This window comes from Thalassospira sp. MCCC 1A02898 (assembly GCF_001618185.1).
Lineage (GTDB): Bacteria > Pseudomonadota > Alphaproteobacteria > Rhodospirillales > Thalassospiraceae > Thalassospira > Thalassospira tepidiphila.
Genome location: NZ_LPXK01000012.1, coordinates 416,942 through 431,106 on the forward strand (window position 1 = coordinate 416,942; position 14,165 = coordinate 431,106).

The following is a 14,165-nucleotide window of genomic DNA, read 5'->3' on the forward strand; positions in this document are numbered from 1 at the left end:
CCGACGGTCCCCGGATCGTCGGCACCCTCTCATCGATTTGCGACAGGATTGGGCATTGGCAACAAACAAGAGAAGACTTCTGGTCACACTTCCAGACGAAGAAAGCAAGTATCTTGATGATCTGTCTTCGCAATTGCGTCTTTCCAGATCAGAAGTTCTGCGACGTTTGCTTATGAACTCGCCGTTCCCGAATGCTCGTGATTTTGAAGCAGCCCAAGCGGTCCTTGATTTACTGCAAGTCAATGCAGATCTCGCTAGGCTCGGAAACCTTCTGAAACTCGCGCTTGATGAGCCACTGAGCGCCGATCTCTTACGTAAATTCGATGAATTGACGGTCTCCATCAGTTCCACCCGTGATGAACTGAAAGATGTCGTACGAAAGATTGATCGAACTATCGGCCGCGGTGCGAAATGATCGCCAAGAAAATCCCTAAACGACCGGATATACCTGACAATTACAAAGAACTTGCAGAATACATTGCAGCGGCTAAGGAGCCGGGTGAAAAGCTGGATAAATTCTGGATCGAAAACTGTGGTGCCGGCGAAACACTCGATGATCTCGAACTGGCCTTGCGAGAGGTCTACGCTGTCCGTCTGATGAAACCCGAGGTCACAGACAAATCATATCACATGGTAGTGTCATTCCGGCCGGGTGAGAAAGATCGACTTGCAGAACAAGATTTGAAGGATATCGCTTCAGCTTATGCGGAAGGCCTCGGCTTTGCCGAACATCAATATGTGGCTGGTACGCATATTAATACTGACAATTTTCATATGCATATCGCCTTTAACAAGATTCATCCCCGAACGCTTCAAGTCGTCAATCCTTTTCGGGATTTCAAACTGCTTGATCGCGTCTCGCGAAAACTTGAAAAACAATTCGGCCTGTTTATCGACCGGGGCATGGCACAGCGAGAAAAGCACGGGCCTAAATTGTCGCCTTCAGCTCGTGATTATGAGGCGCAAACCTGGCAAGAAAGTTTCCAGAATCACGTTCTTCAACATCGCAAAGATCTGCTCGAAAAAATCAATGGGGCGGAGGCATGGCAGGATGTGCACAAAATTCTTGACGAACATGACATCGAGCTTAAAAAACGCGGCAACGGTTTTGTTCTGGTCGGCCCTGACGGTCAGGGCATGAAGGCCTCAGCACTTGATCGTAACATGAGCAAATCCGCCCTTGAAAAGAAGCTCGGCGATTTTGTGCCACCGATTAGAGAAACAGTCGACAAACCCTCCCTTCCGAAGCCAACTAAACGACGCTACAAGCGTCGGCCAACAATGCGTCATCCACGCATGTCCCCACTTTGGCGTCGGTATCTGAACAGTCAGAAACCCGTGCATCGACGCAGCTCACTCCTGTCACGCACGATTTCAAACTGGAAACTGTTTCTGCTCAGTGAGGCGTATCGAGATCCTTTGGCCATGGTGTTTCTACTCGCCCAACAGGAATTCTTTCACTTGGTGTTTGGTGATGATCGTCCCACACCTGTATCCAAACTTACCGCTCCTGCACTTGCCGCCTGGCGTGAAGCCGGAAAGTGGGCGGACGCCAAAACACTAAACTGGCTCGCAGATACTCGTTCCACTGGACGCGGTTGCCGACTGGATGATGCCGGCAATCTTCTTGTGCCCTTTAAAGACGAGAACGGCTTTATGCAGGCTGTCCGCATATATGCGCCTGACCAAAAATCGATGTCAATCGGCAATACCAGTGCAAAAGGCTTGGTTCATGTCATCGATTCAAGAAAACAGATCAGTTCCGGGCCGGTGATCTTCACAACCGACTATGCCGAAGGGGTTAAGATTCATGATGCAACCCGCCGTCCAGTCGTAATTATCGCAGATCCACGTGAACTGCAGCTGGTAATCAACCGCTATCGGAAAACCAATCCTATGATTAAACCGGTTGTCTCAGGAACGGTCGATGCCAAGTTACCTGGTATCGGGTATGTTCAAATGCCGAACCAAGACGATCTTACCGAGATCCGACGCGCATTTTCCCGTGCGACAGGGGACGAGGTGTTTCTCGTCTGGGATGCCTGCCAGGAATGGGCAACCCCCGGCAACTCATCGTGGCTCAGATCCGCCGGCATTCGCGGCTATGGCGTAAAACTAACAGCAGATGGTAAGATCGCCGTTCCTCTCAAAGATCGTTCAGGCCGCTTGGAAAATCTCATTGTGATCGATCAAAAAGGGAACCAGAGAACCGTCAACGATCCGGTTGACGATATGCCCCTCTCCCATGTGATTGATCCCGCATGGCGGAACGAAAAAGATACCATCATCGTTGCGCGTGATTATGCCGATGCAGCAGCCATCCATCGGGCAACAAGGTGTCCCGTTGTTGTTCCAGAAACTCCGGACGACTGGCAGGCCACCCTTGAACAAACCCGCCTGCGATACAGTGACGCAACGATCATACTTGCTCTGGATAAACAGGAAGGTCCGTGGGAAAAGATTGCGACCGAAAAACTCTCCGCTCAGATCGTTCGGCCAGCACGCGCTAATACGTTCAAGGAATATGCCTTGCATGAGCCCTCCCGATCAGCTGCCCGTCTGATTGATCTGGGCCATGATCATTTCAATTTCGATCCCGATAAATCGAAATCCGAATTTGTAAAGCTTCAAGGGCAGGATGGCTCGGAACGTTTCGTCTGGGGTGTTGATATCACCAGCGCTGTCTATGAATCTGGTGCAAAAGCGGGCGACTGGATCACACTTGATATTTCGGAAAAGAAGAAAGTTCAGGTCTTGGAAAAACATCGTGATGATCAAGGCGTCCTTCATAGCCGCATGGTCACTACACACCGCAACGTCTGGAAAGCGGAAATCCAGCCTGATCCGGATCGATCTCCATCAATGACTGCGTTGCGCAATGAAATGGCCCTTCCAATTGGCGATGACGGGTGGCTCGCGTGGCAGGAAGCTGTTGCCCCGGACAAAAATGTAATGTCCGCACGGGTCGAAATGGGCTCTGAGAAGGCTTGGGCCGGTTTCCGTGTGGATGGTGCAGGAAATGTCCTTATCCCTCTCAAAGACGCTGGAAATCGCCTCTCTGCCGTCCAACGTGTTAACAATAGCGGATATGTTGAAACGCTGGTCGGTGTGGGCAGCGTTCAAGGGCTACATCACGTTATTGGGGGAGCTTTGTCAAAGGATCCGGACGATCCCATTCTTATGACTGATGACCTGATTAGTGCCATAGAACTCAATCGTCTTACAAAAAAGTCCGTTGTCTGGGCTGTTAAATCGGAAAATCTGGAAATTGTTGGAAAAAACCTGCGCAGACATAATCCAGATCGGAAGATTGTCATCGCTGCAACCGATGCGCATATGGCCATCGAGAACAGGCCGCTCGATCAAGCCAGGAAAGCAGTTATGGTCTCTGGTGCTGATTTGCTTTATCCGCCTCTATCTGATCCAGACAAGAAGCAAAATAAGATGTCATTCGGAGATCTTATTAAATCGGGACAGACCAAGGCTGTCAAAGCCGCCCTTAAGAAAGCGGGCATTGATGTCGAAAACAAGAAAAAAAGGCGGTCAAGAAGTCAGGGACAGGCTATCGATTAAGAAATGGCGATAGCCCATATTCCCTACTGGCCGGCCCTTCCGAAAGTTATCCTCATTCTTTCAGATATCTCTCGAAGGTGCCTTAAGGCTGGCGGGTTCATAATGTCGTTAAGACGACGGATTTGTTCGACCTGTTGACGGAATGCCTTTGCCCCCGAAGCTTCGAAAATTTCATCATGCACTCTGGTAACATTTTTGGCTTGTTCCAAGGCCTGTTGAAGACCGGCAGGCCTTAAGCTGTCGTTGATATGCTTCGCATACGAATGAAGACCTGATATCTGGTCAAGAACATTGACAGGCTCCTGATATCGTACCGGAGTAAGCTCCAGCAAACGTTCCCGAGCGGCTTCCATGCGCTCCGAACAGGTCACGCGCCATTTTCGCTGCAAACGTCGTCTGATGCTGGCTTCCTGCTCTGTCGTAATAGAGCGACCGTACTCAGAACCGATAACTCTATTGATTGCCGAAGTTGCACTTTGGCTAGGATTCTTCACCATTATGTCTGCGACACGCTCCAGACGTGCGGCATCGTCTATTCCAGTACCCTTTGGTCTTCCGCGAGCACGCTTCTTAGTCATTCAGACCTCCTGTATTCAACTGGGGTGGTTCAATTCCCAAAGGCTACCAAGGAGACGGGCCGCAATTCTATCGACAATAATTCCGGATGCAAAATTTCTTGCGACAAAAAATGATCTGGCCACGACAATAAATGCGCCCTGTAGCGACAATAATTCCTGATTGAAGCTAGATGTCCAGCTTTGGCCCCGGATTCTTCTTCACAGGATGCTTGATCGCTTTTTCTTTTGCTGGTGCCGCCTCACGCGCTATCGCTGTCGTTGAGGCGCTCATGATTTTGCGTGCCTCTTCATGGGCGGCTTCGCGGATCTTGCCGGCATAAGCACCAGGGACATCAAGATCACCTGCTTCATGAAGATTTCTTGCTATAGCAAGCTTGCAACGCGCTACGATTATCTCATGCTCTGGTGCAACTATGCTCTCAAGCTTCTCTAATGCCTGATAATAGGGCAGCAATGGCCGGGCAATTTCAGGTGTTACGCGCTCTGTCTGTTCGGGGTCGTGCTGTCTTTCTGCAACGCCCGTTCTTGCATGCGCTTGAGAGAAGATTGCATGTCTTGCTTCAATGATTCGAGCTCGGATGGCGTCAACCGAAGGGGACTTTCGGAGGTGTCCGGCTTCGCCTTGAGTGAGCTGATCGATACCATAACCGAAAGTCTCCTTCCAAAAGTCATCCATGGCAGGGCCATGCTTCTGATTGATTGCCTCCAACATACCGGGTTTAACGGAAATGTTCAATGCACCTGGATGCGCGGTCATCACAGCAGCAGCCATAACATTCCCACCTCTGTTTTCGAGAAATCCACGCAAAGAGGCGATGGTGCCACCCATTGTAAGTGTATCGTCGAAAATCAGATACTGCCCGCCTTGCGTTACAGGGCCGTCGAAGGATGGGTTGAATGCGAGGCGATAATCCGCACCCTCGCCTGTTCTGGCAACACGCTCGGCTTGGTATATTGACACATCGACTTCCAGCCCCAACCTGTTGCCCACCTCAAAAGCCATTGCCAGAGGTATTTTGTTATGTCCGGAAGCTTCTTCGGCGAGTACTGGAACGATACGAGGCCTGTTGTTGCCTATCACGCTTTGTATCTGCTCAAGCGTGCTGTCCCGTACCAGTCTAATGGCCATATCTTGCGCGGCCTCTGTATCCCCACCTTTCGCTAAGGAATATTCAGGTTGCTTCTGCAGCTCCCCCAGCTCTCCATTGCGGATTACTGGCGGGAAGTCTTTCCATGGTGCTCTTTCTGCCAAGCCTGTACCTCAAGCGCTATTTGATCTTGGATAGTTGCATTCATCTACCAACCAAGACTTGTCTACTTTGCCATCGATCATAAATTGGTGTTTCAGGCTTGCGAAGTTGCCATTTCATTTTTTCGGAAGTTTTTACCTTTCGAGCCCCGTGATGCCCGCCGTAAAGACTCCTGATGGTCAAGTTCTTCCACGCCCAATATGCACCCTCATTGTTGAGATATTCTTTGGTCTCGTCTTTATTCAGGAAAATCACTCCCTGCTTTTTCAGCTTGCGGACGATCACCTCCTGGACATCGCTAAGAGTGCCTGCAGGTAATGCAGCTACCCCTTGCAGGTCGGTATTGTTCCCCGGCGTCCAACCCTCTTCATCGCAATAGCTGCTGTCCCAGATATTTACGCGCTTGTTCCAATAACAATCCGTCCAGCTTGGTAAGAAAATTATATCCGTACTCAAACGACAGTTTGATGGGAGCTTTCTTCTTTCGGCTGCTTCAATAGCTTTCTTGTATATATCTGCCTGTTCTTTCGATGACAGAGTTTCAAATCTTTCTTTTGCGCGATTAAGCATTTGAAGACTGGGCCTGTCCTCACTGTTATCGCTGATATCGGTTCGAAGTAAATCTACCAGATCGAGCATGAGCTCCCAATGTGGTGAATTATAACTGAAGCGAGCCTGACGGTTCATCAAACCTCTCGCTATCCACTGGAATTCCTCAACGAACTGAGGTCTCTTCTCGTCCGGATCTATATCCAGCAGCGTGCAGATCCGTCGATAACGCGGATCATCCCAATCATATCGGGTTTCTCTAAGGTCGAGTATGGCGTCCAACAAATCAGAATCACCATAAAGATCCTCATACCTTGGATAGCCGACTGTTTCAGTCAATTCCGGATCAAGCAGCAATATACAGCATCTGTTCCGGAATGGAGCGACGTAGAAATGAAGCACCCGCCCGTTCTTCATTCGGATTTCAGTCGTTGGTCCATATTTGCCCTGGGCAACCCTGAAAACAGTGCTTGAGCGTGGTTCATGTGATGCCATGCGTGGCTCGGCGACCTCTCGCTGTATCAGCATTCGGATTGTTTGGTTTCGCGTCGCAAATAGCCGCGAACTCAATTCATCAAGCTTCGCCACATCGTCGTCATCCAGTTGCAGCGGTATCCTGTTTGTGTTCGTTGGCCCGTGACCGTCAGACATAATCCACCTCCATTATGAGAGTATGATCAGAATAGAGGTGCATATAAATGTCAACCCTTTTAACCGTTGAGTACGACTTGTCGTGCGAATAAGGCAGGATGATCGCGAAGTGATCGTTTGGTGATATCACCAAACCTATCCTGCCCAAGAAACGACAAGGTAAAGTTGTGTCAAAGTTGGATACAGATTGGCAACTCATGTCAATCTCGGACAAACTCCTGTAAAGAGACAGAAATCCTTCAAACTGTTGCAGTCCATCATTTTTTAGGCGAAAAACCTCCGCTTATATATTGCTTGCACACCTGTTTCTGCGCCGTGTAATCAAAAAAGAGAAAAGCAGGGGACCTCACGTGAGAGTAGCGATCTACGCACGTCATTCGACAGACCGCCAGACCACCAGCAGCCAGGATCAGATACTCAGGTGCGAGGGCTATTGCGAAGCCAAACAATATACAATCGAAGATGTGTATTTCGATGAAGCGTTCTCTGGTGCCCAGATGGAAAATCGTCCTGGCATAAGCAATCTTCTCATGGGTGCCTTTGATGGTCGCTTTGACAGGATCATTGCAGAAGACCTGTCACGCATCAGCCGCGACCAAGCAGATACGGCGAACTTCTTTAAAAAAATGGCCTTCCTTGGCATCGATGTCGAGACCATTACCGAGGGTGTGATCGGGGAGCTGCATATCGGCCTGAAAAGCACGATGAATGCTCTTTATCTGAAGGATCTGTCAGATAAGACGCATCGCGGCATGATTGCTTCAGTGTTACGCGGCGGCGTTCCCGGTGGCCGGACTTTCGGATACGAGATCGTTCGGGCGTTTGACGGGAATGGTGAATTGATCCGGGGTAAGCGTCGCATTGTCGAGGAGGAAGCCCAAGTTATCCGGGAGATTTTCGGACTGTATTCGACTGGCAGTAAGCTTCAGCATATTTGCACTATTCTTGACCGAAAGGGGATCGCGGCTCCTTCGGGCGGCAAGTGGGCACCAACGACATTGGTAGGCTCGCGCATTCGCAAAACCGGCCTGCTCCGTAACACGCTTTACAAGGGCGTAGTGACGTTCAACAGGATGCAATATCGCAAGCACCCAGACACGGGCAAGAAGCTCGCAGTGCTTCGTCCGGAAAGCGAATGGATACAGGTCCCTGTTCCCGAACTGCAAATAATCGATGAAAAGGAATTTGACGCAATTCAGGCGCAACTGGATGAAAGATCATCCAAGGTGGCGGAATATCGGAAAACCGCCAACCTGCGATCAGCTGAAGAAACTAACCAGATTTCGAAAACACGGATCAAGCACTGGCGACAGAGACAAATCAAATCGAGTGGAAAAGTTGTTGCTGTGTTCGCTGGCCGTCTTCGATGTGCCGAACATACAACCACGATCACAGCATCTTGGGCGGATCGATATTCCTGTAAGCAAAAGGGATGCCCGAACCGGGCGATCCGCTATGAAGAGCTATGCGATATCATCATTCGTGAGGCCATGCGCCTGACTTGTGCGGACATCGAAGCACATTATGGCCATGAAGCCATCACGAAAAGACGGAACGACCTGGATAAGCAGATCCGCAATGCGGAACAAAGACTGCAGGGAAAGCGTGATCGAGCAGCCCATGCCCTGAACACCTTCAAGGTGAACAGCGACAGTGCCGAGTTAAAGACGTGGTTTGAGGACAACACTGAACAAATGCGCCTTGTAAAGCTGGAGATCGCGCGGCTTAAGAGGTCACTTGAAGAGATAAAGGCCCCCGCAAATATCGCCGACATACATAAACGATTTCTCGCCCTGATTTCCAGATTACAGGTCTGGTCGCGTGAGCCTGAAACTGTTTCACAGCTCCGGCACGTGATGAAGAAATACACCATCACCGCGAAGTGGGATGATTCAGACCTGCGCTGGCATCGTACCTGCGAAATTGAATATGACTTTGAGGCCATGGCCCGTGTGCTTGGTAAAAAGAAATAGAACCGGCAAGATTTTGCCGGTTCTATTTCTTCACTCTGACTGACCGTGTGGAAATGTACTCGCAAGCGAATGAAACCAGCGATCTGGTTCATGAAGAAATGCGTCATATTCCGCAAGCTGTTCTCGCATGGTGCTGCGGTCGTCATCGGAATAAAAATGCCGCTCGATCTTGGAAGCCCGTTCAAAGTCTTCACTTACCTTCTCGCGAGCTTCCAGCATTCCCCCGATAATAAGCTCACGCAGATTGCAATCCTTCAGAATGGTCATGTCTTTTTCTCCTGTCGTCTTTAACCGGTCGATCAAAACTGAAAGCCGATTTGGCCTTTGTTGTCGGTCTGCGTTGGAACGCCTTGAAATGACGTACAGGAAGACCTTGCAAAATCAGGCATAGAGTTGCTCCTGCGTTGCCGATATTCGATCTCTATATTTGTCATTTTTTCGGCTTCGGCATATTGACAGAAGATTGCGGCAGCTGCTTCTTTGACGCTGAGTGGTGGCCATTCCGTGTAGAAATGCGAGCGATATCCTGTCTCGGAAATAAAGGGCAGACCGAGATCGATAGCGGTAAATCCAAAGCTGCTGCAGACATCCAGTGGGCAAGTAAAATCAACCAATGCCCGGCCATGTCTGGTTTCCAGAACAAACAACCCGTTCTGCCCCCAATGCGGAACTAGTCCTGCTTCTGCCATAAGTGCAGCTGTGATGGCAGTTCCAGCCCCATCCTCGGCAAAACTGCCAAAGCTGCCATTTTCCCCATTGGTCGCCGCAATGAGAGAGCGGAAAGACCGTGCCGCCGTACTTGCGGCATCCCCATCATTTGTCCGAACTGCATTATCAAATTCAAGAGCAATGCGCTTGGCTTCCTTGATATCTCTGTCTGTTACGTGGTGCATTATTCTACCTTTCCCGGTGACAACTGACTGACCGATCTGGCCAGTTCAACTTCTTCCCGTCGTCTAAAAAGGGTGAATGCCGTCAAGCTGAATATGGGATGTTCGCGCCCTTCCAGGGGCGAACAGGGACCCTGATTCTGCTTGACGGCAGAGGGCAAAGCCCTGATGCAGCAGCGCCACATTTACGGTGTTTCTATTATTGAGCTGTGTGGATCTGTGATCTGGTGGGCATCGCTCTATGCCGGCATTGCGTGAACCGTTACCCGAAAGGGCGGAAACCGCTTGCGGGTTCCGTGGAGGTTGGCCGGGGTCTGCTCCTGGGCGATAGCCCAAGAGCGGGCGGCGACCTACCGGAATAGAGTGAACCTCAACCCGTACCCGTTACCCGCCGCACTGACCTGCCCTGACTGGATTGCACAATCCAGAAGAAAATAAGCCATTGAAATTGTTGCGAATGTTGATTGCGCAAACATTCGCCAGAACAGTTCACGATATTTGCCTCTGGCAAAAGTGGCTAACCTGCACACCACAGATACCGGCAATCAACTAAATAAGTATCAAAAAAGTATTATATTGATATATTGCTAGTTCTGATTTGTGGAATGCACAATCCACAAATCATGCAGGCAGATCTTGCGGACGGTGTGTGATTCGTCCTTGTTCATGATCACAGAACAAAGCTTTATGCCCCTGGAACTGACGTTTGCCGAAGTCGGCATAGGATCTCACCAAGAAAATTCGCATGTAAGCTGAATGACTTGCACGCTATGTTGTTCATTGCCGCCTTCGTCTCATCATGCTCCATATTGACAATGAGAACACTTAGGACAATGTTCCTGTTATGTTCTCATTCATCGCCAGATATACACCGCTCAGATTCTTGCCCCGGCCGCTTGCCCTCGCCCGCGTGCCGGCAGGCTTCCCGTCTCCGGCCGAAGATTATATTGACCGGCAACTGGATCTGAACGAGTTCATCGAGCACCCGGCTGCAACCTTCTTTTTCAGGCTCGAAGGTGACAGCATGGAGCCCGTCATGCGCGAAGGCGATCTTCTGGTTGTTGATCGCGCAAAGACGGCCCGGAACGGCCATGTTGTTGTCGCTGTACATAATGGCGACCTGACAGTGAAACGTCTGCGTCGATCAGGCAACAACGCCTGGCTTGAACCTGACAATCCGAACTATCCCCGCCTGCCCTGCGCCGATGACACGGAAATATGGGGCGTTGTCCTGATCAACCTTCATTGGCCATCTCTATCATGATCGGTCTTGTCGATTGCGACTGTTTTTATGTGAGCTGCGAGCGCCTGTTTGACCCCAGTCTGCGTAGCCGCCCCGTCATTTGCCTTTCGAATAATGTTATATGACATTACTAACATTGTTCACATACACAAACTTCCTTGCTAACATGGCTGTTTAGCTGCCACAGTGCCCACAGACCTTACCTGCACCGCCAGCATGCTGGCGGTGCAGGTAAGGTCTGATATCACAGCCTCAAGATGACAAACAAAACCCGGTGCCCGACATTTGGAATGAGGGAAGCATGCGGACAGTTCCCTACTACACGGTTGCCAAAGCAGCGGATATCGTTCGACCTGCAACGATCACCCGCGATACCGAGTGGGATCAAGTGAAGAGCCACAGTCTCCCTATCGGTTTCCACTATCTTGTCTATGACGGATGCAGAATTGTTGAGCCGGTCTTATTCTATCTCCATGACAAATGCGTACGGTCCTCGAGAATTCCCTCGGTAGGAAACACACAAACAGCTTTAACCTATGACCTGTATGAGTGGTTCTCATATCTAGGCTTGTTTCATAGGGACTGGGACGCTGCTTGTTTCGATGACATCGAACTGTATCGCGACAGGCTTTTATGCAGCAAATCACCTAAAACCGGTAAACGATATGCTGTTGCAACAATACGCCGCAGGCTCGGCACCATAGTTGACTTCTATGAATGGGCGACCAGACAAGGCTTGATTGAATTTGATGCGAAAGAGTTTTACGAAGAACGTATCAAACCCCGAAATTATGCAATTACCCGGATGGCCCATGTCCAATCCGGCGACAATACGGTCAAAACGAGTAAACTGCTTCCGAGAACCTATAACAGTGAAACGGCTGAGGCATTTTCTCCCGAAGCTCTTCAACGAGTGCTCGCCGAACTTGGTTCGATCCCCGGAGACAAAGCTGATCGTCGTCCATGCAGAGACCGGCTGATTGCCAGCCTTGCTGTCGCCACAGGAATGCGACTTGACGAATGTGCCAACCTCACTCTGTCGCAATACAAGAATCTCAAGAAAGATGGTAGCTACAGCAACGTCGCATTGCCTCTGTATAAAACCAAAGGCCTGAAGCCGCGCACAGTTGTCATACCGGGCATAATCCATGATGATCTGCGACATTACGTAAAAACAGAACGGGCCCGTGCGGTTCGACGCGCGAAAACATCTGTCGAGGCTCTTTTTGTCAATCACGCCCATGCCAAAAGAAATCCGGGTGAAGCAATAACAGCTCATTCCATCTGGCGCCACTTTCAGCACGCGGTTCTGAAAGCCGGTCTTGTGTGCTCTTCCCATAAAAACGGCACCACCAGCCCCTCAGACAGACCTGAAGCCCTGCACAGCTTTCATCACCTCCGTCATACCTTTGCGGTTACCATGTATTTTGAACTGGTTCGCGCGGGCAAAGCAGAACCCTGGCTCAGCCTGCGAACATTGCTTGGGCATAGTCACATAACGACAACAATCAATACATATTTGCGGAGTGTACAAATTCGGGAAGCACTTATGACAGATACCCTGAATACGTATCTCAAGGCCCTACGCGATGGCTAGAAAGCGCATGGACAGATATTTTCTCACGCATCGTCCGGGTGAGGTACCTGCCTTCGACAGGAACAACCTGGCCAGTCCGGAAAAAGAAGAGAGAGAATACGGGGTTATTCAAAAGCTGGCACCTGACGGAAAACTGTGTCAACTCACGCTGAACTGTCCCCGTACTGCAAAATCCAACCGCGGCAGTGCAGAGATCAAGGTCAGTGACGATTGGCTCAAAGCCGAATATCTGTCTGTCCCGTTTGCTACGGCCATTTTTTCTCACATTCGCAAGTTTGGTCCCTCTACCCAAACCAACAAGGTTCAAGCTCTCAATCGCTTCTTTGCTTTTATTTGCGAACAGGGAAAAGCACATTTTGAACTGTCGGATCTGACCACAACTCTTTTTAATGAGTACATTTTCTGGCTCGACACCCAACAGCTTACAAGTAAAACGAAAGCCGGGCTAATCTCCCCACTCCGTGTTGTGTTGCGCTATCTCAAACAAAATCCACAATATACAAGAAAAGTCCCCGGGGATGCTTATATTAAGCCAAACCCTTGGCCGGGCGTAAACGAGCAGGTTTCTCATCGATCAATTTTAGCTATCACCGATCTTGTAACGATTGAGCGCGTCTGCATCAAAGAAATGCAGACATGGATGATCAAATGGGAAGAAGGAAACCATCTCATTCAATCTGGCAGGGAACGATTACAGGCTGGCGCGTCGCCCACTGAGCACAAGCTTGAGACACTGCTGGCAGCTATTGAAGATCAGTATGATGGCTATGTCACGAACAGCAAACAATTCTTTGCTGACTGCGAGGGCCGGAGACGACAAATCGAGTTTTTCGGAGGAATCAAGGGTATTGCCCCGTGGCTGTATGCAACGAAGCGCGCTCTGGTCCCGTTTGTCGTGATGATGGCAATCAGGACGGCCTTCAATCCGGAAACCATACTGGCTTTACGAAAATCCGCCCTGCGGGAGAGCTCTTTACTTAAAGGAAGTGCCGAACTGGCTCCGAGATATCGGGTGGTCGGCGGGAAGAAACGTGCGAGAGGAGACCAGGTCCGAACCTATCCTCAAGACAGCACAGAGATTGATAGCCCGATTTCCATTTTCAACAATGTCAAAAAGCTGACCCGACGACTACCAAATGCCGAGCACGATCCCGACCATGATATGCTCTTCATATTTCAGGGCAGAAATTACGGAAGGGTTCATCATTATCTCAATGCAACCTGCACCTTCCCTAACGCACTTTCTGCTTTCAGGAAAGATAATCAACTCCCTGATTTCAGCTTGTCGAACATTCGCCCCACCATCTCGGAGATCGTCAATCAACTCAGTAACGGGGATATCAAGGCACAGCAGGCAATTCTCAATCATTGGCGCACAGAGACAACGGAAACGCATTATGTGTCGGAAGCGGCCCGGCACCGCAGACGGGAAACATTGGGCAATCTTTTGAACCGACGGGAACGATATATCCAGACATCCGGAAAGTCCGATGACCGTATCAATATTCCAGACAATACAGGTCGCGCCGCAACGCCGGGGTTTGAATGCACCGACCCCTATGATTCTCCTCTCGCATCCCAGTCCACAGGACAACTCTGCACCGCCTGGGGAGAGTGTCCGCTATGTCCTCGCGCCGCCGTGATCCCCGACAATTCACACGCTTTGGCACAACTGCTTCATCTCCACAATGCCATTGAGAAAGCACGTCACGATTTACCGCCAGGTCGCTGGCTATATTGGTCAACGGTACAAAAGGCCCTGAACAATTGGCTCAGCAAGTTCCCGGCCAAGAGTGTTTGGCATGGGGCCAAAAACATTCAAAGAACCCACGCCATTCTGATCGAATGACATGAACCCTAT

12 protein-coding genes are annotated in these 14,165 nt (G+C 50.1%); 7 read left to right on the forward strand and 5 right to left on the reverse strand.

The window, feature by feature from the left end; genetic code table 11:
* Positions 1-55: 55 nt before the first annotated feature.
* Positions 56-415 carry a hypothetical protein gene (locus tag AUQ41_RS16345; RefSeq protein ID WP_063089314.1) on the forward strand — a complete coding sequence of 120 codons (360 nt, stop codon included), beginning with the start codon at positions 56-58 and terminating at the stop codon, positions 413-415.
* The gene (gene traI, locus AUQ41_RS16350; protein WP_063089315.1) at positions 412-3,573 is read left to right on the forward strand and encodes a TraI/MobA(P) family conjugative relaxase; all 3,162 of its coding nucleotides are present in this window, start codon (positions 412-414) and stop codon (positions 3,571-3,573) included. Before AUQ41_RS16345 ends, traI begins: the two co-directional genes overlap by 4 nt.
* A 23-nt stretch (positions 3,574-3,596) precedes the next feature.
* Here the strand turns inward: traI and AUQ41_RS16355 are convergent, their stop codons facing one another.
* The 3 genes from AUQ41_RS16355 to AUQ41_RS16365 all read right to left on the reverse strand — a co-directional run bounded on the left by AUQ41_RS16355 (position 3,597) and on the right by AUQ41_RS16365 (position 6,601).
* Complete coding sequence (locus tag AUQ41_RS16355; RefSeq protein ID WP_063089316.1) at positions 3,597-4,151, reverse strand: hypothetical protein; 555 nt, start codon at positions 4,149-4,151, stop codon at positions 3,597-3,599.
* 166 nt (positions 4,152-4,317) lie between these two features.
* On the reverse strand, positions 4,318-5,403 hold the full coding sequence (locus AUQ41_RS16360) for a phosphoribosyltransferase (protein ID WP_063089317.1): 1,086 nt from the start codon (positions 5,401-5,403) through the stop codon (positions 4,318-4,320).
* A 40-nt stretch (positions 5,404-5,443) separates the two neighbouring features.
* On the reverse strand, positions 5,444-6,601 hold the full coding sequence (locus AUQ41_RS16365; protein WP_063089318.1) for a hypothetical protein: 1,158 nt from the start codon (positions 6,599-6,601) through the stop codon (positions 5,444-5,446).
* Positions 6,602-6,951: 350 nt separating this feature from the next.
* On the opposite strand from AUQ41_RS16365, the gene AUQ41_RS16370 reads away from it, so the two are divergent.
* Positions 6,952-8,574 (forward strand): recombinase family protein, encoded by a 1,623-nt coding sequence (locus AUQ41_RS16370; RefSeq protein WP_063089319.1) that lies wholly within the window; start codon positions 6,952-6,954, stop codon positions 8,572-8,574.
* Between the two features lie 30 nt (positions 8,575-8,604).
* On the opposite strand, the gene AUQ41_RS16375 is transcribed toward AUQ41_RS16370, so the two are convergent.
* Together AUQ41_RS16375 and AUQ41_RS16380 are read right to left on the reverse strand one after the other, a co-directional pair.
* Complete coding sequence (locus AUQ41_RS16375) at positions 8,605-8,841, reverse strand: hypothetical protein (protein ID WP_063089320.1); 237 nt, start codon at positions 8,839-8,841, stop codon at positions 8,605-8,607.
* Positions 8,842-8,873: 32 nt separating this feature from the next.
* Complete coding sequence (locus AUQ41_RS16380) at positions 8,874-9,467, reverse strand: hypothetical protein (RefSeq protein ID WP_063089321.1); 594 nt, start codon at positions 9,465-9,467, stop codon at positions 8,874-8,876.
* A gap of 841 nt (positions 9,468-10,308) precedes the next feature.
* Here AUQ41_RS16380 and AUQ41_RS16385 point away from each other — a divergent pair.
* From AUQ41_RS16385 to AUQ41_RS16395, 4 genes are all read left to right on the forward strand, one after another.
* Positions 10,309-10,728 (forward strand): LexA family transcriptional regulator, encoded by a 420-nt coding sequence (locus tag AUQ41_RS16385; protein ID WP_063089322.1) that lies wholly within the window; start codon positions 10,309-10,311, stop codon positions 10,726-10,728.
* Positions 10,725-10,832, forward strand: a complete 108-nt coding sequence (locus tag AUQ41_RS21365) for a hypothetical protein (RefSeq protein ID WP_083952847.1) — start codon at positions 10,725-10,727, stop codon at positions 10,830-10,832. Before AUQ41_RS16385 ends, AUQ41_RS21365 begins: the two co-directional genes overlap by 4 nt.
* A 176-nt stretch (positions 10,833-11,008) precedes the next feature.
* Entirely contained in the window at positions 11,009-12,304 is a 1,296-nt protein-coding gene (locus AUQ41_RS16390) for a tyrosine-type recombinase/integrase (RefSeq protein WP_083952846.1), read from the forward strand.
* Complete coding sequence (locus AUQ41_RS16395; protein ID WP_063089324.1) at positions 12,297-14,153, forward strand: phage integrase SAM-like domain-containing protein; 1,857 nt, start codon at positions 12,297-12,299, stop codon at positions 14,151-14,153. Before AUQ41_RS16390 ends, AUQ41_RS16395 begins: the two co-directional genes overlap by 8 nt.
* Positions 14,154-14,165: the final 12 nt, after the last annotated feature.

Bases quoted from the DNA above. Each gene is read 5' to 3' on its own strand.
- traI (WP_063089315.1), top strand. From the start codon at position 412: ATGATCGCCAAGAAAATCCCTAAACGACCGGATATACCTGACAATTAC.
- AUQ41_RS16355 (WP_063089316.1), bottom strand. From the start codon at position 4,151: ATGACTAAGAAGCGTGCTCGCGGAAGACCAAAGGGTACTGGAATAGAC.
- AUQ41_RS16365 (WP_063089318.1), bottom strand. From the start codon at position 6,601: ATGTCTGACGGTCACGGGCCAACGAACACAAACAGGATACCGCTGCAA.
- AUQ41_RS16375 (WP_063089320.1), bottom strand. From the start codon at position 8,841: ATGACCATTCTGAAGGATTGCAATCTGCGTGAGCTTATTATCGGGGGA.
- AUQ41_RS16380 (WP_063089321.1), bottom strand. From the start codon at position 9,467: ATGCACCACGTAACAGACAGAGATATCAAGGAAGCCAAGCGCATTGCT.
- AUQ41_RS16385 (WP_063089322.1), top strand. From the start codon at position 10,309: ATGTTCTCATTCATCGCCAGATATACACCGCTCAGATTCTTGCCCCGG.
- AUQ41_RS21365 (WP_083952847.1), top strand. From the start codon at position 10,725: ATGATCGGTCTTGTCGATTGCGACTGTTTTTATGTGAGCTGCGAGCGC.
- AUQ41_RS16390 (WP_083952846.1), top strand. From the start codon at position 11,009: ATGCGGACAGTTCCCTACTACACGGTTGCCAAAGCAGCGGATATCGTT.
- AUQ41_RS16395 (WP_063089324.1), top strand. From the start codon at position 12,297: ATGGCTAGAAAGCGCATGGACAGATATTTTCTCACGCATCGTCCGGGT.